Consider the following 23296-nt stretch of genomic DNA (forward strand, 5'->3'; position numbering starts at 1 on the left):
TCTGCGCATGCCTAGGGTTGTGTAGTAAGTTAGGCCGATGGACATCATACGAAGCCTGGCGCTAGGTCCCCGAGACCGGCTTCAGAGGGTAGCGAATTGAACGATATGGCAAAGAATCTCATCCTGTGGCTCATCATCGCTGCCGTGCTGGTAACGGTGATGAATAACTTCTCGAGCCCCAACGAGCCGCAAACCCTCAACTATTCCGATTTCATCCAACAGGTGAAAGACGGCAAGATCGAGCGTGTGCAGGTCGATGGCTACGTGATTACCGGCAAGCGCAACGATGGCGACAACTTCAAAACCATCCGGCCTGCCATCCAAGACAATGGCCTGATCGGCGACCTGGTCGACAACCGCGTCGTGGTCGAAGGCAAGCAACCTGAGCAGCAAAGCATCTGGACTCAATTGCTGGTGGCCAGCTTCCCGATTCTGGTGATCATTGCTGTCTTCATGTTCTTCATGCGACAAATGCAAGGGGGTGCCGGTGGTAAGGGTGGCCCCATGAGCTTTGGCAAGAGTAAAGCCAGACTCCTCTCCGAAGATCAGGTCAAAACAACCTTGGCAGACGTGGCCGGTTGCGACGAAGCCAAGGAAGAAGTCGGTGAACTGGTTGAGTTCCTGCGCGACCCTGGCAAATTCCAGCGCTTGGGCGGTCGTATTCCACGCGGCGTGTTGATGGTAGGCCCGCCTGGCACTGGTAAAACCCTGTTAGCCAAGGCTATCGCGGGCGAAGCCAAAGTGCCGTTCTTCACGATTTCCGGTTCGGACTTCGTAGAGATGTTCGTAGGGGTCGGTGCCAGCCGAGTTCGCGACATGTTCGAGCAGGCGAAGAAACACGCCCCGTGCATCATCTTCATCGATGAAATCGACGCCGTTGGCCGCCACCGTGGTGGGGGTATGGGCGGTGGTCATGATGAGCGCGAGCAAACTTTGAACCAATTGCTGGTTGAGATGGACGGCTTTGAAATGAACGATGGCATCATCGTTATTGCTGCCACTAACCGCCCTGACGTGCTGGACGCCGCGTTGCTACGGCCAGGTCGCTTCGACCGCCAGGTCGTGGTAGGGCTTCCCGACATCCGTGGCCGTGAGCAGATCCTCAAAGTCCACATGCGCAAAGTGCCTGTAAGCGAAGACGTTAACGCTGCGGTCATTGCTCGCGGTACGCCAGGTTTCTCAGGCGCAGATCTGGCAAACCTGGTGAACGAAGCTTCACTGTTCGCGGCCCGTGGTGGGAAGCGCACGGTAGAGATGAAAGAGTTCGAGCTGGCCAAAGACAAGATCATGATGGGCGCAGAGCGCAAAACCATGGTCATGTCGGATAAAGAGAAACGCAACACGGCGTACCACGAAGCAGGTCATGCCATTGTTGGCCGAATCGTTCCGGAACATGACCCGGTTTACAAAGTCTCGATCATTCCTCGCGGCCGAGCATTGGGCGTGACCATGTTCCTACCGGAAGAAGACCGTTACAGCTTGTCCAAGCGTGCGTTGATTAGCCAAATTTGTTCGTTGTACGGCGGGCGTATCGCCGAGGAAATGACCCTTGGCTTCGATGGTGTTACTACCGGTGCCTCCAACGACATCATGCGTGCCAGCCAGATCGCTCGGAACATGGTGACCAAGTGGGGCTTATCCGAGAAACTAGGCCCGCTTATGTACGCGGAAGATGAAGGTGAAGCCTACCTTGGCCGTGGCGGCGGTCAGAGCGGCAATATTTCCGGTGAAACCGCTAAAGTCATCGATTCGGAAGTGCGCAGCATCATCGATCACTGCTACGACACTGCAAGGCAGATCCTGACGGATAATCGGGACAAGCTCGACACAATGGCCGATGCGCTGATGAAATTTGAGACGATTGACGCTGATCAGATCGAAGACATCATGGCTGGCCGCCCCGTGCGTGAGCCGCGTGATTGGACGGGTGGGTCTGGTACCTCAGGCGGTACGGCAGCAAAGGGCAACGAACGTCCTGAAGCGCCTATCGGCGGCCCCGCAGCTCAACTCTAAGGTTTCACATGAGTAACCTGCTACACCCAACCCGGTTGCCTTGCGGCAACCGGGTTCTTGATTTATCGCATACCCATGTCATGGGTATCCTCAACGTGACGCCCGATTCGTTCTCGGATGGCGGGCGCTTCAAAGCTCAATGTGTCGCCCTTGATCACGCGCGTGCCATGGTTCAGGCAGGCGCTACCCTCATAGACATCGGTGGCGAATCCACCCGGCCAGGCGCCTCACCTGTTTCCCTCCAAGAAGAGCTTGATCGGGTCTGTCCAGTCGTAGAAGCCGTGGCAGCTGGGCTGGACGTGATCGTTTCGGTGGATACGTCCTCTCCCGAGGTCATCCGGCAATGCGCCATGCTAGGCATGGGCATGGTGAATGACGTGCGTGCTCTAAGGCGTCCAGGGGCGCTGGAGGCAGCTGCAGCCACTGACGCCGCTATCTGTCTGATGCACATGCTGGGCGACCCGCAAACCATGCAACAGGCCCCCAGTTACCTCGACCTGATGGGTGAGGTAACCGATTTTCTCGCGGCCCGCGTGCAGGCCTGTCAGAATGCAGGCATCGATGCGTCGCGAATCATCCTCGATCCTGGCTTCGGCTTTGCCAAAACCCACGCCCATAACTTGAGCTTGTTCAAACAGCTAGAGGCGCTTCACGTGCTAGGGCAGCCGCTCTTGGTAGGGGTGTCTCGCAAAAGCATCGTCGGCCAAACCCTCGACAAACCGGTGGGTGAGCGGTTAGCGGGCAGCCTGGCGTTGGCGGCCCTGGCCATGCTCAAGGGCGCACGCATCTTGCGCGTACATGACGTTGCAGAAACGGTGGACGTGGTACGCATGATCGCGGCAGTGAACGCGGCGCAATAAGAATTGACGGAGCACCTATGAACAAAAAATATTTTGGCACCGATGGCATTCGGGGCCGGGTAGGCCAATACCCAATTACCCCAGACTTCATGCTCAAGCTGGGCTGGGCGGCAGGCATGGCCTTCCGGAAGATGGGCGCATGCAGGGTACTTGTCGGTAAGGACACGCGTATTTCAGGCTATATGTTCGAGTCAGCCCTGGAGGCGGGATTATCGGCCGCAGGCGCCGATGTAATGTTGCTAGGCCCAATGCCTACGCCTGCGATTGCCTACCTCACCCGCACCTTCCATGCTGAAGCCGGCATCGTAATCAGCGCATCGCATAACCCTCACCATGACAACGGCATCAAGTTCTTTTCAGGGCAGGGGACCAAGCTGCCTGATGCTATCGAGCTGATGATCGAGGAGCTGATGGACCAGCCCATGACCGTTGCGGAGTCTGGCAACCTGGGCAAGGTCTCTCGCATCAACGATGCAGCAGGCCGTTACATCGAATTCTGTAAAAGCAGCGTACCCAGCAGCACCGACTTTGCCGGCCTCAAGCTAGTGGTCGATTGCGCACATGGCGCCACGTACAAAGTGGCCCCCAATGTGTTCCGCGAACTGGGTGCACAGGTGACGGCTATCTCTGCCCAGCCAGATGGCCTCAATATCAATGAAAGCTGCGGCTCTACCCACATGGAGTCGCTTCAGGCAGCCGTGCTGTTGGGCCACGCCGACCTGGGCATTGCCTTTGACGGTGACGGTGATCGGGTATTGATGGTCGATAACACCGGTGCGATCGTCGACGGGGATGAGCTGCTGTTCATCATTGCCAGGGACCTCAAAGAGCGCGGCCGCCTGGAAGGCGGTGTAGTCGGTACGCTAATGAGCAACCTGGGTCTAGAGCTCGCGTTGAAAGACCAAGGCATTCCGTTTACACGGGCGAACGTCGGTGACCGATATGTCATTGCCGAGATGGCCGAGCGCAACTGGCCGCTCGGCGGAGAAAATTCCGGTCATATCGTCTGCTCGCAGCACACCACCACGGGCGATGCGATCATCGCGGCCTTGCAAGTGTTGCTGGCGCTAAGACGCCGTGGTGAAACCCTTGCGCAAGCTCGCCACGGGTTGCGTAAGTGCCCTCAGGTGCTGATCAACGTGCGCTTCGGCGGCGGTGAGAACCCTGTCGATCACCCTGCCGTGGGTGAAGCCTGTGAGCGTGTGACCCAGGCCATGGGCGGGCGGGGGCGTGTTTTGCTGCGTAAATCCGGCACTGAGCCATTGGTACGCGTAATGGTCGAAGGCGACGAGGAAGTACAGGTTCGACGCTATGCCGAAGAGCTTGCAGCGCTCGTTAAAGAAGTTTGTGCATGATGCCTGCATCCAAACGCTTGCCTCTCGCGGTTGTTCTGGGTAATATCTGCGCCCACTTTGACCGACGAGGTGAAGCATGCGTCGCCTGATGGTAGCTGGTAACTGGAAAATGAACGGTACCTGCGCCAGTGTGGCGGAGCTGCTCAAGGGGTTGAAAAGTCAGGAGTTTTCAGCGACAGTAGATGTCGCGATTTTCCCGGCCTTCCTCCACCTCAGCGAAGCGGTGCACGCGCTGAATGGCACAGGTATCGCAGTAGGTGCGCAAGACGTAGCGACTCAGTCCGGGCCGGGTGCCTTGACCGGAGAAGTTGCAGCTAGTCAGCTGAAGGACGCCGGCTGCTCCCACGTGCTCATAGGGCACTCGGAGCGTAGGCAGATTCTCGGCGAAGGCGAAAGCGTGCTGGTCGATAAATTCAAGGCTGCGCAAGCGTCTGGTCTGATTCCAGTGCTCTGTGTAGGCGAAACGCTCGAAGAACGTGAAGCTGAGCGTACGCTTGCGGTAGTAGGTGGTCAGTTGGACAGCATCATTGATGCGCTAGGGATAGAGGTATTCTCCCGAGCCGTCATCGCGTACGAGCCAGTCTGGGCGATTGGCACAGGTTTGACGGCCACGCCAGAGCAAGCGCAAGAAGTGCATAAAGCTATTCGCGCGCAACTGGCTGCCAGAAATGCCGAAGTTGCACAAGGTGTGCAGCTTTTGTACGGCGGCAGCGTGAAGTCTGCCAACGCGGCTGAGTTGTTCCGCATGCCGGATATCGACGGGGGGCTGATTGGTGGTGCCGCCCTGAACGCAGATGAGTTCGGTGCGATCTGTCGCGCCGCGGGAAACTGACAAGATGCTGGAAAATGTCGTAGTAGTGTTTCACCTGTTGGGTGCGTTGGGCGTAGTTGCCCTCGTACTGTTGCAGCAGGGGAAGGGTGCAGAAGCAGGAGCATCTTTCGGCGCAGGCGCATCAAATACTGTGTTCGGAAGTCAAGGTTCCTCTACCTTTCTTAGCAAGTTTACTGGTATACTCGCTGCATGTTTCTTCATTACCAGCCTGGGCTTAGGTTATTTTGCTAAGGAAAAGGCTCATCAGTTGGTACAGGCAGGTTTGCCTAATCCAGCGGTACTTGAAGTACCTCAGCAGAAACCGGTTACAGATGATGTGCCGGTGCTCCAAGAGCAAAAAAGCGGTGTGAACACTAATGATGTTCCTCCGGCTCAAGAGCAGAAGTAAAAGATTTTAAGGTTTTGCCGAGGTGGTGGAATTGGTAGACACGCAACCTTGAGGTGGTTGTGCCCATAGGGTGTAGGGGTTCGAGTCCCCTTCTCGGTACCAATAAACAAGGAGGCCCGCACTTAGCGGGCTTTCTTGTTCCAGCGCTGTAGATTGACCGTTTGAGGCCGAAGTTGTATACTTTCAGGCCAGCTTTGTCGCGGGGTGGAGCAGTCCGGTAGCTCGTCGGGCTCATAACCCGAAGGTCGTTGGTTCAAATCCAGCCCCCGCAACCAGTTTTCAGCGGAGCCCCTGTTCAGGGGCTTTTTGTTAGCTGATCAGCACACGCGTCGCATTAAGGCGGCGCTTCCAGGGTGGGCGTTTCGCCCATTTTTTATTTGCACAGCATGCACGAGGGGGTTCAGTTGTCGAGCAAGCTAGAACAGTTGCAGGCCTTACTGGCCCCAGTGGTCGAGGCGCTTGGTTACACATGTTGGGGTATCGAATACATATCCCAGGGGCGTCATTCGCTGCTGCGTATTTTTATCGACAAGGAAGAAGGGGTGCTGGTTGAGGATTGCGAAATCGTCAGCCGCCAGGTGAGTAGTGTGCTTGATGTCGAAGACCCTATTGCCGTGGAGTACACCTTGGAAGTCTCTTCTCCAGGTATGGATCGCCCGCTGTTTACGCTAGAGCAGTTCGCTAAACACGCCGGGGAGCAGGTCAAAATCAAATTGCGTATTCCTTTTGAAGGGCGTCGCAATTTTCAGGGCCTGCTTCGTGGTGTGGAAGAACAGGATGTGGTGGTCCAGGTCGATGACCATGAATTCTTGTTGCCGATCGATTCCATCGATAAAGCAAACATTATTCCCAGTTTTGACTGAGACGTTTCGGGTTCCGCTCAATGGCGGATCCAAAAGGCTTGCGAAAGGCGAGGCGTACGATGAGTAAAGAAGTACTGCTGGTTGTTGAATCGGTATCCAATGAAAAGGGCGTACCGGCGGGTGTGATATTTGAAGCGCTGGAAATCGCCCTCGCGACCGCGACCAAAAAGCGGTTCGAAGACGAAGTGGATTTGCGGGTGGAGATTAACCGTCACACCGGTAACTACGAAACTTTCCGGCGCTGGACCGTTGTCGAGGACGAGAATTTCGAGGATCCCGCCCATCAGCTGGCCGTGGACCAAGCTCAGGCGCGTAAGCCAGATGCCGTCGCTGGCGATGTGTTCGAAGACAAGATCGATTCGATCGAGTTTGGCCGTATCGCGGCGCAAACTGCTAAACAAGTTATCGTGCAGAAAGTGCGCGAGGCTGAGCGGGCCCAAGTAGTCGATGCTTACCGTGAGCGCGTAGGCGAGATCATTTCCGGCACCGTAAAAAAGGTCACCCGGGACAACGTTATCGTCGACTTGGGTAATAACGCCGAAGCACTGCTGGCGCGTGAAGATATCATTTCTCGCGAGACTTTCCGGGTAGGTGTTCGTTTACGCGCACTGCTCAAGGAAATCCGCAGCGAAAACCGTGGGCCTCAGCTCATTCTTTCTCGTACTGCACCGGAAATGCTCATAGAGCTGTTCCGTATCGAAGTGCCCGAGATCGCCGAAGGGCTGATCGAAGTCATGGGTGCTTCGCGCGATCCGGGGTCTCGTGCAAAAATTGCCGTTCGCTCCAAGGACAAACGCATTGACCCGCAAGGTGCCTGTATTGGCATGCGTGGCTCTCGCGTACAGGCAGTGTCCGGTGAGTTGGGCGGCGAGCGTGTCGACATTGTGCTCTGGGACGATAACCCAGCACAGTTCGTCATCAATGCAATGTCTCCGGCGGAAGTCGCGGCCATCATTGTGGATGAGGACGCGCATGCCATGGATATCGCCGTCGCTGCCGACAACCTGGCTCAGGCCATCGGTCGCGGTGGTCAGAACGTTCGCCTTGCCAGTCAATTGACGGGCTGGTCGCTCAACGTAATGACCGAGTCGGATATCCAAGCGAAACAACAGGCCGAAACTGGCGACATCCTGCGCAATTTCGTCGAGCAGCTTGAAATTGACGAAGACCTTGCCCAGGTGTTGGTAGACGAAGGTTTCACCAGCCTGGAAGAAATCGCCTACGTGCCTTTGGAAGAAATGCTCAACATCGACGAGTTCGATGAGGAGATCGTCAATGAGCTTCGTGCTCGGGCCAAGGATCGCCTGTTGACCGCAGCCATCGCGTCCGAGGAAAAGCTGGCCGACGCCCAACCGGCGGAAGACCTGCTGTCCCTCGAGGGTATGGATGCTGACCTTGCGAAGGAACTGGCGGTACGCGGTGTCATTAACCGCGAAGACCTGGCCGAGCAGTCTATTGACGATTTGCTCGACATCGACGGCATCGACCAAGAGCGAGCCGGCAAGTTGATCATGGCCGCCCGAGCCCATTGGTTCGAGTAACTGGCGCGGCCTGAGGAGAGAAGTGCATGACGCAAGTCACGGTGAAAGAACTGGCCCAGGAGGTCGCCGCACCGGTGGAGCGCCTGTTGCAACAGATGCGAGAGGCGGGATTGCCGCATACCGACGCTGGCCAGGTTGTGACCGATACCGAAAAACAAGCGCTGTTGGCGCACCTGAAAAGCAGTCACAAGGCAAAAGTGGAAGAACCCCGCAAGATTACCCTGCAGCGCAAGACTACTAGCACGCTTCGCGTAGCTGGCAGCAAAACCATCAGCGTCGAAGTTCGTAAAAAGAAGATCTTCGTCAAGCAAAGCCCTGAAGAGATCGAGGCTGAACGTCGTCGCGAGCTCGATGAGCGCCGCGCCGCCAATGACGCTGCTCGGGCGAAAACCGAAGAGCAGGCTCGTCAGCGCGCTGAGGAAGAGGCCCGCAAGGCCGCGCCAGCCGCCGACGCTGCTCAGCCTGCGGCCGCGACTGCTGCCGAGCCTGTAGCGGCTCCGGCAACGCGTGCCACCGAGCCTGCCGCAGCGAACGACCGTGCGCCGACGCCGACGCAAACGGCGGAAGTGCGCAAGCGCGACGACGCTCGTCGCCCGGACAAGCCCAAAGCTAGCACCGACGACGACCGTCGTAACGAGCGTAAAGGTCAGCCTCATCGCGCAACCGTTAAAGAAAAGGCGCCTACTCCGCGTGCGGCACCGCGTACCACCGACGAAGAGAGCGATGGCTTCCGTCGCGGTGGTCGTGGCAAGTCCAAGCTCAAGAAGCGCAACATGCACGGTTTCCAGAGCCCAACTGGCCCGGTAGTCCGTGATGTGATCATCGGTGAAACCATCACCGTGTCCGACCTGGCACAGCAGATGTCCGTAAAGGGCGCTGAAGTCGTCAAGTTCATGTTCAAGCTGGGTACACCGGTTACCATCAACCAGGTACTGGACCAGGAGACCGCACAGCTGGTCGCCGAAGAGCTTGGTCACAAGGTCAAGCTGGTCAGCGACAACGCTCTGGAAGAATCCCTGGCCGAGTCCCTGCGCTATGAAGGCGAGACGGTTTCCCGTGCGCCAGTGGTTACCGTCATGGGCCACGTTGACCACGGTAAGACGTCCTTGCTCGACTACATCCGTCGCGCCAAGGTAGCGGCAGGTGAAGCGGGTGGTATTACCCAGCACATCGGCGCTTACCACGTGGAAACCGATCGTGGCATGGTCACTTTCCTGGATACTCCGGGTCACGCCGCGTTTACCGCAATGCGTGCCCGTGGTGCCAAGGCGACCGACATCGTCATCCTGGTCGTGGCCGCAGATGACGGCGTTATGCCGCAGACCATCGAAGCTGTCCAGCATGCCAAGGCAGCAGGCGTGCCCTTGGTTGTCGCAGTGAACAAGATCGACAAGCCCGGTGCAGACCTGGACCGTATTCGTAGTGAGCTGTCGGTTCACGGCGTTACGTCGGAAGAGTGGGGCGGTGATACCCCGTTCGTACCGGTCTCGGCGAAGATGGGTACAGGCGTGGACGAACTGCTCGAAGCCGTTCTGCTCCAGGCCGAAGTCCTTGAGCTACAGGCAAGCCCTGCAGCACCTGGCCGTGGCGTAGTGGTTGAATCGCGCCTCGACAAGGGCCGTGGCCCGGTCGCTACCGTGCTCGTACAGGACGGTACGCTGCGTCAAGGCGACATGGTGCTGGTTGGCTCGAACTTCGGTCGCATCCGCGCCATGCTCGATGAGAATGGCAAGCCGGTCAAAGAGGCAGGCCCATCCATTCCGGTTGAAATCCTTGGCCTGGACGGCACGCCTGACGCTGGCGACGAAATGAGCGTGGTCGGTGACGAGAAGAAGGCACGTGAAGTTGCCCTGTTCCGTCAAGGCAAGTTCCGCGAAGTCAAGCTTGCCCGTGCTCACGCCGGCAAACTCGAGAACATCTTCGAGAACATGGGCCAGGAAGAGAAGAAAACCCTCAACATCGTCCTCAAGGCCGACGTACGCGGTTCTCTCGAAGCCCTTCAGGGTGCCTTGGGCGGCCTGGGTAACGACGAAGTGCAGGTACGCGTCGTGGCTGGTGGCGTAGGCGGCATCACTGAAAGCGATGCCAACCTGGCGCTGGCGTCCAGTGCGGTGCTGTTCGGCTTCAACGTTCGTGCGGATGCCGGGGCTCGCCGGATCGTCGAGCAAGATGGCCTGGATATGCGTTACTACAACGTCATCTACGACATCATCGAAGACGTTAAGAAAGCCCTCACCGGTATGCTTGGCAGCGATGTTCGCGAGAACATCCTGGGTATCGCTGAAGTGCGTGACGTGTTCCGTTCGCCGAAGTTTGGCGCGGTCGCAGGCTGCATGGTCCTGGAAGGTGTTGTACACCGTAACCGTCCGATTCGCGTACTGCGTGAAGACGTGGTGATCTTCGAAGGCGAACTCGAATCGCTTCGCCGCTTCAAGGACGACATGTCCGAAGTGCGTGCAGGGATGGAGTGTGGTATTGGCGTCAAGAGCTATAACGACGTCAAGGTCGGGGACAAGATCGAAGTCTTCGAGAAAGTCCAGGTGGCGCGTACGCTTTAAGCTGTACTCAGTCACGAGCCGCGTGCCAGTCACGCGCTCTCCTACGCAACGCCCGGTCTGGCATCCTGTCAGGCCGGGCGTTTGCCGCTTTCAAGCTACTCGCAGCGCGGGTAGCCGATACAGGTAGTCTTGTCATGGCAAAAGAATATAGCCGTACCCAACGCATTGGTGACCAGATACAGCGCGAACTCGCGCAGCTGATTCGCCGCGAGGTTAAGGATCCACGCGTGGGCCTTGTCACCATTACCGCCGTGGAGGTGACCCGGGACGTGGGCCACGCCAAGGTTTACATTACGGTGATGGGCGACGATGGCGGCGAGCAGGTCAAGCAGAGCGTCAAGGTGCTCAATGCTGCAGGGAGCTTCCTGCGTACCCAGCTTGGCCGTGAGATGAAATTGCGCAGTGTTCCGCAGTTGCATTTCCATTACGACGAAAGCGTGGCGCGAGGCGCTCATTTGTCGGCGCTGATTGAGCGCGCGGTCGCCGAGGACAGCCAGCATGAACCCGCAGCCCCTCAGCCCAACGGCACGGAAGAGGGTTGATTGGTGGCACAGGTCAAGCGTATTCGCCGTAATGTCAGTGGGATCATCCTGCTGGATAAGCCCCAAGGTTTCACGTCCAACGCCGCCCTGCAAAAGGTGCGTTGGCTGCTCAATGCTGAAAAAGCCGGGCATACCGGTAGCCTCGACCCGTTGGCTACAGGCGTGTTGCCCCTGTGTTTTGGTGAGGCCACTAAATTTTCCCAATACCTGCTTGATTCCGACAAGGCGTATGAGACCGTCATGCAACTGGGGGTCACTACGACTACAGCCGATGCCGAGGGTGATGTACTGCGTGAGCGGGAAGTGGCGGTCGGTCACGCCGATATCGAAGCGGTACTGCCTGCCTTCAGGGGCCCTATCCAGCAGGTGCCGCCGATGTACTCGGCCCTCAAGCGCGATGGCCAGCCGTTGTACAAGTTAGCCAGGGCAGGGGAAGTAGTGGAGCGCGAGGCGCGTTCTGTTACTATTGGCAGCCTGGAGTTGCTCTCGGTGGACCAAACCCGCGCGACACTGGCGGTTCAGTGCACCAAGGGCACGTACATTCGTACCTTGGTGGAAGACATTGGCGAGCAGCTAGGCTGTGGCGCTTATGTAGCTCAACTGCGGCGCACCCAGGCAGGGCCGTTTGGCCTTGCCCAGACAGTCACGTTGGAAGCGCTGGAGCAGGCGCACGCCGAGGGTGGCAACGAGGCACTGGACCAGTTCCTGTTACCGGCTGATAGCGGCCTTCAGGATTGGCCATTGCTGCAGTTCTCAGAACACAGCGCATTTTACTGGTTGCATGGGCAGCCGGTGCGTGCCCCGGAAGCCCCGGCTTTCGGTATGGTGCGCGTACAGGATCACACCGGTCGCTTCATCGGTATCGGTGAAGTGGGCGAAGACGGGCGCATTGCGCCGCGTCGACTAATTCGGTCTGAATGACCGAACGAGGGTGGCTGTCAGTAGGCGCGGTCATTCCTCTTATATAACGCAGGGCACTGTCCCTGGCCTATTGGAACCGCATTGCGGTTCCCTGAAAGGGAGAAAGCCTCATGGCACTCAGCGTTGAAGATAAAGCTCGTATCGTTGGTGAATATCAGCAAGCAGCTGGCGACACCGGTTCTCCGGAAGTCCAGGTTGCCCTGTTGACCCACAACATCAACAAGCTGCAAGACCACTTCAAGGCCAACGGCAAAGACCACCACTCGCGTCGTGGCCTGATCCGTATGGTTAACCAGCGTCGTAAGCTGCTGGACTACCTGAAGGGCAAGGACGTTTCGCGTTACAGCACCCTGATCGGTCGCTTGGGCCTGCGTCGCTGATAGCGGCCTGGCAGTGGTGGGCATGCCCCGTCAGCTTTCGTGTTATTGCGCGGTCGCTGTACGTGGCATGCCACTCAATGAGGTTGGCGGTCCGCTGTCTGAGCCCTGTGCTCGGGGAGCGGGCTTCCAGCCTCAAGTTTTATCCGGACATGGAACGGGACGAACCCCGTAGATGCCCACTTATTCATGGGCCTGTATGAAATGGTTTGGCGCGCTATGTGCCCCGGGCTGTGTGCCCCAGGCTGCGAGCCCCGATTCATCTCATACAGGCTTGTTAAAGATTTCCCCAAGTGAAAATAGAAGGTAGGAAGCCGTGAACCCGGTAATCAAGACGTTCCAATTCGGTCAATCGACCGTAACCCTCGAGACTGGCCGTATCGCCCGTCAAGCCAGCGGTGCTGTATTGGTCACCGTCGACAATGACGTGACGGTATTGGTCACTGTTGTGGGCGCCAAGCATGCCGACCCCAGCAAAGGCTTTTTCCCGCTTTCGGTCCACTATCAGGAAAAAACCTACGCTGCGGGCAAGATCCCAGGTGGTTTCTTCAAGCGTGAAGGCCGCCCTTCCGAGAAAGAAACCCTTACCTCGCGCCTGATCGACCGGCCGATCCGCCCGCTGTTCCCTGAAGGCTTCATGAACGAAGTCCAGGTCGTCTGCACCGTGGTATCCACCAGCAAGAAAACCGATCCAGACGTTGCTGCCATGATTGGTACCTCTGCGGCCCTGGCGATCTCCGGCATTCCGTTCGAAGGCCCGATTGGCGCAGCCCGCGTTGCCTTCCACGAAAGTACTGGCTACCTGCTGAACCCTACCTACGAGCAGTTGAAGGCGTCGAGCCTGGACATGGTCGTAGCCGGCACCTCCGACGCGGTGCTGATGGTAGAGTCCGAGGCCAAAGAGCTGACCGAAGACCAGATGCTGGGTGCCGTGCTGTTTGCGCACGATGAGTTCCAGGTTGTTATCCAGGCCGTTAAAGAGTTGGCTGCCGAAGCGGCCAAGCCTACGTGGGAATGGAAAGCGCAAGCTGTTAACACCGAGCTGCTCAATGCCGTGCGCGGTGAGTTCGGCAGCGGTATCTCCGACGCCTACACCATCACCATCAAGGCAGACCGGTATACCCGTCTGGGTGCGCTGCGTGATCAGGCCATTGCCCGTTTCGCCACTGAAGCCGAAGGCGCTCCAAGCGCTGGCCAAGTGAAAGAAATCTTCGGTGAGTTGGAATACCGTACCGTTCGCGAGAACATCGTCAACGGCAAGCCACGTATCGATGGCCGCGACACCCGTACCGTTCGCCCGCTCAATATCGAAGTGGGTGTACTGCCCAAGACCCACGGTTCTGCGTTGTTCACTCGTGGTGAAACTCAGGCGCTGGTCGTGGCTACCCTCGGCACTGCCCGTGACGCGCAGCTTTTGGACACCCTCGAAGGCGAGAAGAAAGACCCCTTCATGCTGCACTACAACTTCCCTCCGTTCTCGGTAGGCGAGTGTGGCCGCATGGGTGGTGCAGGCCGTCGTGAAATTGGTCACGGCCGCCTGGCCCGTCGTTCGGTTCAAGCCATGCTGCCAAGCGACTCGGAATTCCCGTACACCATCCGCGTGGTATCGGAAATCACCGAGTCCAACGGCTCCAGTTCCATGGCGTCGGTGTGCGGTGCCTCCCTGGCATTGATGGACGCTGGCGTTCCCATGAAGGCTCCGGTTGCCGGTATCGCCATGGGCCTGGTCAAGGAAGGCGAAAAGTTCGCCATCCTGACCGATATCCTGGGTGACGAAGATCACTTGGGCGACATGGACTTCAAGGTTGCCGGTACTGCCAAAGGCGTGACCGCGCTGCAGATGGACATCAAGATCAACGGCATCACCGAAGAGATCATGGAGATCGCACTGGGCCAAGCCCTGGAAGCGCGCCTGAACATCCTCGGTCAGATGAACCAGATCATTGGTCAATCCCGCTCCGAATTGTCAGCTAACGCGCCGACCATGCTGTCGATGAAAATCGACACTGATAAGATTCGTGACGTGATCGGCAAGGGTGGCGCCACCATCCGCGGTATCTGTGAAGAAACCAAAGCTTCCATCGACATCGAAGACGACGGGTCCATCAAGATCTTTGGCGAGACCAAGGAAGCGGCTGAGGCTGCACGCCAGCGCGTACTGGGCATCACTGCCGAGGCCGAGATTGGCAAGATCTACGTTGGTCGTGTTGAGCGTATCGTAGACTTCGGCGCCTTCGTTAACATCCTGCCGGGCAAAGACGGCCTGGTACATATCTCCATGCTCAGCGACTCGCGCGTGGAGAAAGTGACGGATGTATTGAAGGAAGGTCAGGAGGTTAAGGTATTGGTCATGGACGTGGACAACCGCGGCCGTATCAAGCTTTCCATCAAGGATGTACCTGCTGCTGAAGCCTCCGGGGTCTAATTTCCTTTAGGTCCGGTCGCTCACAAACCCCTGCCTTCGCGCGGGGGTTTGTCGTTTAAGGGCCTCTGTACCTGCAACTTGCACGCAAATTTTCATCGCACGTTGCAGGTTGCACGATGGCCGAAACCCACTAATTTTTTCAAACTATTGATTAATATAGATTTTATTGAAAGCGAGACGTTGGCATGGGAGGTGCAACACTTCTATCACTCAGCGGCCAATGGGCTGCGGACTATCCAAAAACCAGGAGTGACTCCCATGAAAAAATTCGCTATCGCTGCCGCCGCTGCTTCCGTTCTGGCAATGGGCCTGACCACTGGCGCCTACGCTCAGTCCACTCAAGCTGCACAAGCACCTATGATGCTGGCAGCCGGTGAAGTCACCGAAGCCAAAGAAGCGACCTCTGACACCTGGATCACCACCAAAGTCAAAGCTGACCTGGTAACCGAGAAAGGCATCCCAGGCAGCGACATCAAGGTAGAAACCAACAAGGGTGTTGTTTCCCTGTCCTCCACCATGGCAGTAAGCAAAACCCAGAAAGACACCGCCGTCATGATCACCAAGAAGATCAAAGGCGTGAAGGCCGTTTCGGCTGATGGCTTGAAAACCAACTAAGGTTTAGCGGCTATATAGAAGCCCCGCTCAATGCGGGGCTTTTTCTTACTTGGAAAACAACGCTATTGCACAGCGCTGATTACACCTGAGCCTGCCAGATCGCCCAGCCTCAAGGCGCTACATCAACCTGCAGCACACTCACTACCTTGCCATCAGGCCGGGGCTCTGCCAGACGGGTATCGATCAGGTAGACACGGTCATCCGGGAGCTTGCCTTGGTCAACCATAAAGTCCTTGATACTGGACGCCCGCGCCTGGCCCAGTTGCCGGAGCAAGCTATTGCTATCTTTCCAAGAGTCGATCACGGCGGCTTGTAGCCTGGCGGTACGCGCTGCGGGCTCTAGCCCTTGCCACTGCACAGGCGGCTGCTGTTTGAGGCGGGTGCGGTAGATACCTTCGAGCAGGGCGGGCTTTTCTTCCTGAGGCACCGTCACTTGTGCCGCTTGCGCCGGTACCTTATCACCACGCCGCTGGAGCATTTTGTACCACATGGCCTGGTATTCGCGCTCCAGCCGCTGGGTTGCGATCAGCGGGCCATCAGTGGCCGACGCACTGGCGCCTTCAACCTCCAAACGTAACTCAGGCTTTTGCTTCAAGGCCGCTGCTACCTTGAGCAATTCCGCCTGCGCCTTTGCATCGAGTTCGTTGCTGCCGGCCGCGAAGACCACCGTGCTTAGGTCTTGGTCATTCCCTGCATGCACGAGGTTGCCCAGAAGCCGGAAGGGCGCCTGTGCCGCGCGAACCAACAGGTTACGGAATGTCTGCCACACCACAGGCATTACGCTGAACTGAGGGTTGTTGAGGTCACCCGATACCGGTAGCGCCAGCGAGATGCGCCCATGGCTATCTTTGAGCAGAGACACCGCCAGCTTGACCGGCAAATCCAATGCATCGGGGCTGTCGACTTTTTCGCCTAGCTCCAACTGCTCGACTGCCAGGTTATTGTCGGCCTTCAGCTGGCCTTTGCTGATCCTGTAATGCAGGTCCAGGTCCAGCCGGCCCTTGCGGATGCGATAGCCTGCGAACTTGCCGGAGTAAGGTGTGAGTGTGGTGAGTTCGACCCGCCTGAAGTGCGTGGCGATATCCAGGCTGCTCAAGGGGTCGAAAGGCACTAGGCTGCCTTCGATCGTGACTGGGGCGTACTTGTCGACACGGCCCTTCACGTCAACCCGGGCGGCCAAGGGTTTGCTAGTGTCCAGGGTGCCGATCTTGCCGTTAAGCTGCTGGATTACCGTGGCAAAGTTGGGCGTCAGGCTGAAGTCTGCGAAGTTCGCTGATCCGTCGCTAAAGGTAACGTCGCCCACGCGCACGGCCAGGGGCATTGACTTTTCGTTCGTCGCCTCCGGGTGAGGCGTAGGCGTGACAGGTTGCGGTACCAGGAGGTCATCGATGTTGGTGCTGCGGTCCTCGTTGATCATAAAGCGCGCATAGGGTTGGGCGATCATCACGTGGGCAATCTCCAGCCCCTCACCGTGGCGGTAGTTGATGCCGTCCAGGCTCAGGCGCGCCCAGCGCACGAAGTCGCGAGACTTCAACGTGTCCAGGGTGTGAAGTTGGTTAACGTTCGCGGTTCCGGCCACGTCGAAGGCCAGGGGTGAGGTGCTGCTTAGCTTCAAGGCAAGATCGCTGTCCAGTAGGCCGCTTCGCAACTCCAAGCGTATGAAGGGCGTGATATAGGGCTGGGCCATGCGCAAATCGATATCACGCGTGGTAATAGCCATCTGTGCACTGACGGGGCTCAGGCTCACCTCACCCATGGCGGTTAACGTGCCCTGCCGGCCAACGCCGGTGTCTAGCGCCAGGGAGAAGGGCTTGGCGTTCAGGGTGTCATAGCCGGCCAGCCGTAGGTTCAGGGGTGCCAGGTCCAACGTTACAGGCTCTGCCTGGCTATTATCGGCCAAGTGTACGTGCGCGCTTTTTAGGCGCGCTTCCCCTAGCGTCACCCGCCATGGCTGACTCTCAGGCTGAGAAGGGGCCTTCGGGGTGGTTTCCGAGGAGGCGAACAGGCGTTGCCAGTCAAGCTCGCCATTGGCATCAAGCGCCGCCCAGGTTTCCATCTCCTGCACGGCGATTGTGCCCACTGCAACCTGTCGCTTGGCCAGGTCGAAGGCGGCATCCTTGACTGTTAGCGTGGAAAGCCGCAGCAGTGGCTTACCGTCCAATGCGGCAATCGCGAGCGGCGACACTGACACCTCTGCTTTGGTGACCTGCACCTGTGCGTCGCGGCTTAAGTCGATACGGTAGGCAAGCTGTGCGCTTACCTTGCCTTTTTCCAAGGCGATCGGTGCGGCAGCCTGTACATAGGGCCACCAAGTGCTCAGGGGCGCGTCTTTTACAGTCAGGTGCCCTTCGGACGTGAACGGGAATAACGAAAAGCGCCCGGTCCAGGTTAGGTCGCCTACCAAGGCACCGTGTGCCTTGAGCTCCATTTGCGCATCGCCCTTGGGCAAGGTCGTGAGGTGACGGAGTTGGAAATCCAGGGCGTCGTAAGTAAATTCAACCGGGTCAGAGGCGCGCGCATCACGAAAGTGAACGTGGCCCTCGCTGAAATTGAGTGCATCAATGGTGACCGGGAACGGCGTTTCGTCAGCGCTCTGTGGTTGCGCGGGTGCAGTGGAGGGCTTGAACAGGCTGCTGAGGTTCAATTGGCCTTTAGAGGTGATCAGTGCCTGGACCTTAGGGCCAAGCACCTCCAGTCTGGCCAAGTGTACCTGTCGCCGCCACAGGCTATCGAATTGTAAGTTCGCATACAGCTGCTCGAATGCCAGTTGTTCGTCACCTTCTTTACCCAGCCTAAGCCCGTGTAACCGAAGTTCTAGAGTAAAGGGGTTAAAGGCGATGGCTTCCAAGTGGGCTGGAACGGTGGCCAAGGCGGCCAACTTGTCGTTGGCAAGACGCAGGCCTACGGCTGGGGCGACCCAGAACCCCAGCGCGGCGTAAAGCGCGACTGCGATCAGTATCCCGGCTGCGAGACGTAGCAGCCGTTTGGGGGATAGGTTCGGCATGTCGGCTTCGCTTACTCAGTTAAAGGTGGATTGGAGTGTGCGGTGCCAGCTGGGTTCAGTAAGGCACCCGGCACTCACGGCCGCTCGATCGCCAAGGCTACGCCCTGGCCGCCACCAATGCACAAGGTAGCCAGGCCCTTTTTGACGTCCCGGCGGATCATTTCGTGCAGCAAGGTTACCAAGATCCGGCACCCCGAGGCGCCGATGGGGTGGCCCAGCGCGATGGCGCCGCCGTTCACGTTTACCTTGTTCAAGTCCCAGCCTAGGTCATGAGAGACGGCCAAGGCTTGGGCAGCGAAGGCTTCATTCGCTTCGAACAGGTCCACCTCATCAAGCTGCCAGCCGGCTTTATCCAGGCAACGCCGCGTGGCGCTGACCGGGCCAATGCCCATGAATGCTGGATCTACCCCGGCATTGGCGTAACCGGCTACACGGGCGAGCACAGGGAGCCCCAATGCGGCAGCCTTGTCACTGCTCATGAGCATCACGGCAGCGGCACCGTCGTTGAGTGAGGAGGCGTTGCCGGCAGTGACGGTACCGTCCTTCTTGAACGCGGGTTTCAGCTTGGCCAGTGCCTCTACGGTAGTGCCGGCCCGTGGCGCTTCGTCATCGAGGATCAACAGCGGATCGCCTTTGCGCTGGGGCACGCTGACCGGGGTGATTTCGGTGCTGAAGCGTTTGGATTCGATAGCTGCGGCCGCTTTGTGTTGGGAGGCGGCGGCGAAGGTGTCCTGTGCTTCCCGGCTAATGCCGTAACGCTCGACCAGGTTTTCGGCGGTAACACCCATATGGTAGTCGTTGAAGGCATCCCACAGGCCATCACTGATAAGCGTGTCTACCAGTGTGGAATGGCCCATGCGCAGCCCTGTGCGCGCCCCTGGTAACACATAGTTGGCAAGGCTCATGCTTTCTTGCCCGCCCGCGATGATCACCTCTGCGTCACCACAGCGAATGGCCTGGGTTGCCAAGTGCAGCGCTTTGAGGCCCGAGCCGCAGACCTTATTAAGGGTCATGGCCGGCACCGCAGCCGGTAGCCCGGCGTTGATCGAGGCTTGGCGTGCCGGGTTTTGGCCTGCACCAGCAGTGAGCACCTGGCCTAGAATCACCTCATCTACCTGCGCCGCATCAATCCCGGTTTGGTTGAGTAGCTCACGGATGACGGTCGCGCCCAGTTCCACTGCGGGAACGCTGGCAAGCGCGCCTTGGAAGCTGCCCACGGGTGTGCGCGTTGCAGCAACGATGACAACCTCTTTCATGGTGCTCATTCCTCTTTATTGTTGGCACGGCCACGCACGCGTGACCTTGGAAAGCAAGGTGCGCCATGGTGGCATAGTTGGAGGAGGGGCGGCATCAGGAAGGCGACAAGGGCGGACAGCTAAGCTACCGCCCTTGCAGAGGGCCTTTGACTGACGTAAAGCGTCAGCCGCGATGACGGCTGCGGAAGAAGTCGATAAGGCCTTGGGTGGATGCGTCCTCGGCAGGCTCTTCGACATCGCCGATCAGCCGCTGGTAAACGTTCTTGCCCAACTCCTTACCCAGCTCGACGCCCCACTGGTCGAACGCATTGATGCCCCAGATCACGCTTTGTACGAACACCTTGTGCTCATACATGGCCACGAGCGCCCCAAGGCGACGAGGGCTGATGCGTTCCACGACCAAGGTATTGCTGGGGCGGTTGCCCGGAATCACCTTATGGGGCGCAAGACGTTCTACTTCAGCTTCAGCCACGCCTTTGGCGCGCAGTTCAGCTTCCGCTTCTGCCCGCGTTTTACCCAGCATCAGTGCCTGGCTCTGAGACAGGCAGTTGGCGAACAGCCACTGGTGATGGTCGGCCACGGGGTTAAAGCTGACCACGGGGACGATGAAGTCCGCAGGGATCAACTGGGTGCCCTGGTGCAGCAACTGGTGATACGCATGCTGGCCATTGGCGCCTACGCCGCCCCAGATGACCGGGCCGGTTTCGGTTGTGGCTGGCGTACCATCTTGGCGTACGCTCTTGCCATTGGATTCCATGTCCAACTGCTGCAAGTGCTTGGTGATGTTACGCAGGTAGTGGTCATAGGGCAGGATCGCGTGGCTTTGCGAGCCCCAGAAGTTGCCATACCACACCCCGAGCAATGCCAGCAGTACAGGCATGTTCTGGGCGAACGGCGCGGTCTGGAAATGCTCGTCCATGGTATGAGCGCCAGACAGCAGCTCTTTGAAGTTGGCGGTCCCGATGGACAGCGCAATGGGCAGGCCAATGGCCGACCACAAAGAATAGCGCCCGCCGACCCAGTCCCACATGGGGAAGATGTTTTCTTCGCGAATACCGAAGGCCACGGCGGCAGCGTTGTTGCTCGACACTGCGATGAAGTGCCGGTGCAGCTCTGCTTCCGACCCACCTTGGGCCAGGTACCAGGCGCGTGCAGCCTGCGCGTTCTTGAGTGTTTCCAGGGTGCCAAACGATTTGGACGACACAATGAACAGCGTGGTTTCAGCTCGCAGCTTGGCCGAGAGTTCGTGGAACTCGCTGCCATCGATGTTCGCCAGGTAATGACAGCGCACGCCTTTCTGGCTGTACGGCAGCAATGCCTCGGATACCAGCTCCGGCCCCAGGAAGGAGCCACCAATGCCGATATTCACGACATCGGTAATGGGCTTTTCGGTGTAGCCGCGCCACAAGCCGTCGTGGATGCGGGTAACCAGTTCGGTGATCTGCCCCAGGACCTTGTGCACCTCGGGCATGATGTTGGTGCCCCCTACCTTCAGCTTGTCGCCGATCGGGCGACGCAGCGCAGTGTGCAGGGCCGGGCGGCCTTCCGAGGCGTTGAGGATTTCCCCGGCAAACATGGCTTTGATCGCTTCGGACAGCTTGACCTCGTCCGCCAGTTGCACCAGCAGGTCGCGGGTGTCCTGGGTAATCAGGTTTTTGGAGTAGTCGAGAAACAACCCACACGCGCTGAGGGAAAAATTGCCGAAGCGGTTATTGTCGGCATTGAACGCTTCGCGCATGCTGAAGTGCTGCATGGCCACGCGGTGGTCTTTGAGCGCCTGCCAGGCGGGAAGGGTGGTCACGTCGTGAGGAGTGCGGTAGTACGCCATCTCTGCAAGATTCCTTGTGCTTGGTCAGCTTCTTGGACCCTTGGGGCCCGGCCAGGTTGCTTAGTATTTTTGTGTCAGATCACGCCGGCGCATCGAGATCAACTTCAAGGTTGTCGATCAGCCGGGTGCTGCCCAGGTAAGCAGCGGCCACTATCACCAGATGGCGGTCCTCAGGCGTGGCTGCGCGGAGCGTGCCAGCATGGCGCAGTTCCAGGTAGTCCAGCCTAAACCCATGGTCTGCGATCTGCTTGCGTTGTTTATCAATCAAGGCCTGCTGATCATGCACACCCTTGCGCAGCCCGGTGGCAATGGCTTGCAAGCTACGGTGAATGACCGGGGCCAGTGCGCGTTGCTCTGGGGTCAGGTAACCATTGCGCGAGGACAGCGCCAGGCCATCTTCGGCCCGAACGGTAGGCTCGCCAATCACTTGTATAGGCATATTCAGGTCGCGCACCATGGCGCGAATCACTGCCAACTGCTGATAGTCCTTTTGGCCGAAGACCGCCACGTCGGGCTGGACCATGTTGAACAGCTTGCTGACAACGGTTGCTACGCCCTCGAAGTGGCCTGGCCGGCTGGCACCGCATAGCGCATCAGACAGCGCTGGCACGCTGACGCGGGTCTGAATGTCGGGGCCGTCGGGGTACATCTCACTTACCGTAGGCGCGAAAACCAGGTTGCACCCGGCCTGCTGCAGGTTGTTCTGGTCGGTCGCCAACGTGCGGGGGTAGCTGTCCAGGTCTTCATTGGCCCCGAATTGCAACGGATTGACGAAAATGCTCGTGACCACGAAGTCGGCATGTTGCCTGGCCCTGGCGACTAGGGCCATATGGCCACTGTGCAGGTTGCCCATGGTCGGTACGAAACCTATACGCTGGCCTGCGGCACGGGCATGAGCTACTGCTGCCCGTAGTTCGAGTACCGTATTTACAGTGTTCATGCGTTGAATCCATGTTCGCTGGCGGGAAAGCTGCCAGTTTTGACAGCGTGGACATAGGCAGCCAGCGCGCCTTGAATATCAGGCTGGCCCGCCATGAAGTTCTTCACGAACTTAGGCACTCGGCCGGTCAGTGACAGCCCCAGCATGTCGTGCATCACCAGCACCTGGCCGTCCGTTTCGGGGCCTGCGCCGATACCGATCACCGGCACCCTTACCGCTTCAGTAATGCGCGCGGCCAATTCGCTAGGCACGCATTCGAGCAGCAGCATGGCGGCGCCGGCCTCCTGCAATGCTATCGCGTCGGCCTGCATCTGCAACGCCTGACCCTGTTCGCGGCCCTGCACTTTATAGCCACCCAGTACGTTAACGGTTTGCGGGGTCAGGCCCATGTGAGCGCACACCGGTACGCCTCGCTCGGCCAGCCGGCTGATCGTCTCGCATAGCCACGCGGCGCCTTCTACTTTCACCATGTGTGCGCCCGCTTGCATCAGCGTTGCACAATTGGCAAAGGCGTGGTCAAGCGTCGCGCACGCCATGAACGGGAGGTCGGCAAGGATCAGGGCGCCAGCGTTACCTCTCGCCACGCTAGCAGTGTGGTAGGCCATGTCAGCGGTTGTGACAGGTAGCGTACTGTTATGGCCTTGCAGGACCATGCCCAGCGAATCCCCGATGAGCAATACCTCAATCCCGGCATTGCTGGCTGCCCGTGCGAAGGTCGCGTCATAACAGGTCAGCATTGTTATTTTTTCACCCTTGGCCTTAAGGGCCTGCAGGGTGGTCAGGGTGATCTCTGGCATGAAAGTGTTCCTCGGTTGCCGCCATCAAACGCAGGCAACAGCTATGTCTCAATGGAGGCGCTGCGCTGCAATACCAGCAGGCGTGGGCAGCCGCCACCCGCCACCGGTGTGTACCCAACGGTTTGAGCGGGCGGCCTATAGTCGTGAGCCGCTAACGGGAAGTCAATGCAGGGCGCCTATA

18 protein-coding genes and 2 tRNA genes are annotated in these 23296 nt (G+C 58.5%); 15 read left to right on the plus strand and 5 right to left on the minus strand.

Annotation, left to right across the window (positions count from 1 at the left end; all coding sequences use genetic code 11):
* The first annotated feature begins 105 nt into the window (after positions 1-105).
* The 15 genes from ftsH to AC4LE2_RS03340 all read left to right on the plus strand — a co-directional run bounded on the left by ftsH (position 106) and on the right by AC4LE2_RS03340 (position 15290).
* Positions 106-2013 (plus strand): ATP-dependent zinc metalloprotease FtsH, encoded by a 1908-nt coding sequence (ftsH, locus tag AC4LE2_RS03270; protein ID WP_491824084.1) that lies wholly within the window; start codon positions 106-108, stop codon positions 2011-2013.
* 8 nt (positions 2014-2021) lie between these two features.
* Positions 2022-2873, plus strand: coding sequence for a dihydropteroate synthase (folP, locus tag AC4LE2_RS03275; RefSeq protein ID WP_491824085.1), 852 nt, complete (start codon positions 2022-2024; stop codon positions 2871-2873).
* A gap of 17 nt (positions 2874-2890) precedes the next feature.
* Positions 2891-4228 carry a phosphoglucosamine mutase gene (gene glmM, locus AC4LE2_RS03280; RefSeq protein WP_491824086.1) on the plus strand — a complete coding sequence of 446 codons (1338 nt, stop codon included), beginning with the start codon at positions 2891-2893 and terminating at the stop codon, positions 4226-4228.
* 76 nt (positions 4229-4304) lie between these two features.
* Positions 4305-5060 carry a triose-phosphate isomerase gene (gene tpiA / locus AC4LE2_RS03285; RefSeq protein ID WP_491824087.1) on the plus strand — a complete coding sequence of 252 codons (756 nt, stop codon included), beginning with the start codon at positions 4305-4307 and terminating at the stop codon, positions 5058-5060.
* Positions 5061-5064: 4 nt separating this feature from the next.
* Entirely contained in the window at positions 5065-5448 is a 384-nt protein-coding gene (gene secG, locus AC4LE2_RS03290) for a preprotein translocase subunit SecG (protein ID WP_491824088.1), read from the plus strand.
* A 16-nt stretch (positions 5449-5464) separates the two neighbouring features.
* Positions 5465-5550 (plus strand) — tRNA-Leu (locus tag AC4LE2_RS03295).
* A 96-nt stretch (positions 5551-5646) separates the two neighbouring features.
* Positions 5647-5723, plus strand: a tRNA-Met gene (locus AC4LE2_RS03300).
* A 129-nt stretch (positions 5724-5852) separates the two neighbouring features.
* Complete coding sequence (gene rimP, locus AC4LE2_RS03305; protein WP_491824089.1) at positions 5853-6311, plus strand: ribosome maturation factor RimP; 459 nt, start codon at positions 5853-5855, stop codon at positions 6309-6311.
* A gap of 59 nt (positions 6312-6370) precedes the next feature.
* Positions 6371-7852: a transcription termination factor NusA gene (nusA, locus tag AC4LE2_RS03310; RefSeq protein ID WP_491824090.1), complete on the plus strand. Its 1482-nt coding sequence runs from the start codon at positions 6371-6373 to the stop codon at positions 7850-7852.
* 26 nt (positions 7853-7878) lie between these two features.
* Positions 7879-10410: a translation initiation factor IF-2 gene (gene infB, locus AC4LE2_RS03315; protein ID WP_491824091.1), complete on the plus strand. Its 2532-nt coding sequence runs from the start codon at positions 7879-7881 to the stop codon at positions 10408-10410.
* Between the two features lie 134 nt (positions 10411-10544).
* Positions 10545-10952, plus strand: a complete 408-nt coding sequence (gene rbfA / locus AC4LE2_RS03320; protein WP_491824092.1) for a 30S ribosome-binding factor RbfA — start codon at positions 10545-10547, stop codon at positions 10950-10952.
* Between the two features lie 3 nt (positions 10953-10955).
* Entirely contained in the window at positions 10956-11873 is a 918-nt protein-coding gene (gene truB / locus AC4LE2_RS03325) for a tRNA pseudouridine(55) synthase TruB (RefSeq protein ID WP_491824093.1), read from the plus strand.
* A gap of 110 nt (positions 11874-11983) precedes the next feature.
* A complete protein-coding gene (rpsO, locus tag AC4LE2_RS03330; protein WP_491824094.1) occupies positions 11984-12253 on the plus strand; it encodes a 30S ribosomal protein S15 in 270 nt (89 codons plus the stop codon).
* Between the two features lie 313 nt (positions 12254-12566).
* Positions 12567-14675: a polyribonucleotide nucleotidyltransferase gene (pnp, locus tag AC4LE2_RS03335; RefSeq protein ID WP_491824095.1), complete on the plus strand. Its 2109-nt coding sequence runs from the start codon at positions 12567-12569 to the stop codon at positions 14673-14675.
* Positions 14676-14933: 258 nt separating this feature from the next.
* Positions 14934-15290, plus strand: a complete 357-nt coding sequence (locus AC4LE2_RS03340) for a BON domain-containing protein (RefSeq protein WP_491824096.1) — start codon at positions 14934-14936, stop codon at positions 15288-15290.
* A gap of 109 nt (positions 15291-15399) precedes the next feature.
* Here AC4LE2_RS03340 and AC4LE2_RS03345 read toward each other — a convergent pair whose 3' ends face one another.
* From AC4LE2_RS03345 to panB, 5 genes are all read right to left on the minus strand, one after another.
* On the minus strand, positions 15400-18294 hold the full coding sequence (locus AC4LE2_RS03345) for a DUF748 domain-containing protein (protein WP_491824097.1): 2895 nt from the start codon (positions 18292-18294) through the stop codon (positions 15400-15402).
* A 74-nt stretch (positions 18295-18368) separates the two neighbouring features.
* Positions 18369-19550 (minus strand): acetyl-CoA C-acetyltransferase, encoded by a 1182-nt coding sequence (locus AC4LE2_RS03350; protein ID WP_491824098.1) that lies wholly within the window; start codon positions 19548-19550, stop codon positions 18369-18371.
* Between the two features lie 163 nt (positions 19551-19713).
* Positions 19714-21378, minus strand: coding sequence for a glucose-6-phosphate isomerase (pgi, locus tag AC4LE2_RS03355; protein WP_491824099.1), 1665 nt, complete (start codon positions 21376-21378; stop codon positions 19714-19716).
* Between the two features lie 79 nt (positions 21379-21457).
* Positions 21458-22318, minus strand: coding sequence for a pantoate--beta-alanine ligase (panC, locus tag AC4LE2_RS03360; RefSeq protein ID WP_491824100.1), 861 nt, complete (start codon positions 22316-22318; stop codon positions 21458-21460).
* Positions 22315-23115, minus strand: coding sequence for a 3-methyl-2-oxobutanoate hydroxymethyltransferase (panB, locus tag AC4LE2_RS03365; RefSeq protein WP_491824101.1), 801 nt, complete (start codon positions 23113-23115; stop codon positions 22315-22317). The genes panC and panB overlap by 4 nt, the downstream gene beginning before the upstream one ends.
* Positions 23116-23296: the final 181 nt, after the last annotated feature.

This window comes from Pseudomonas sp. 9.3L, assembly GCF_058536285.1.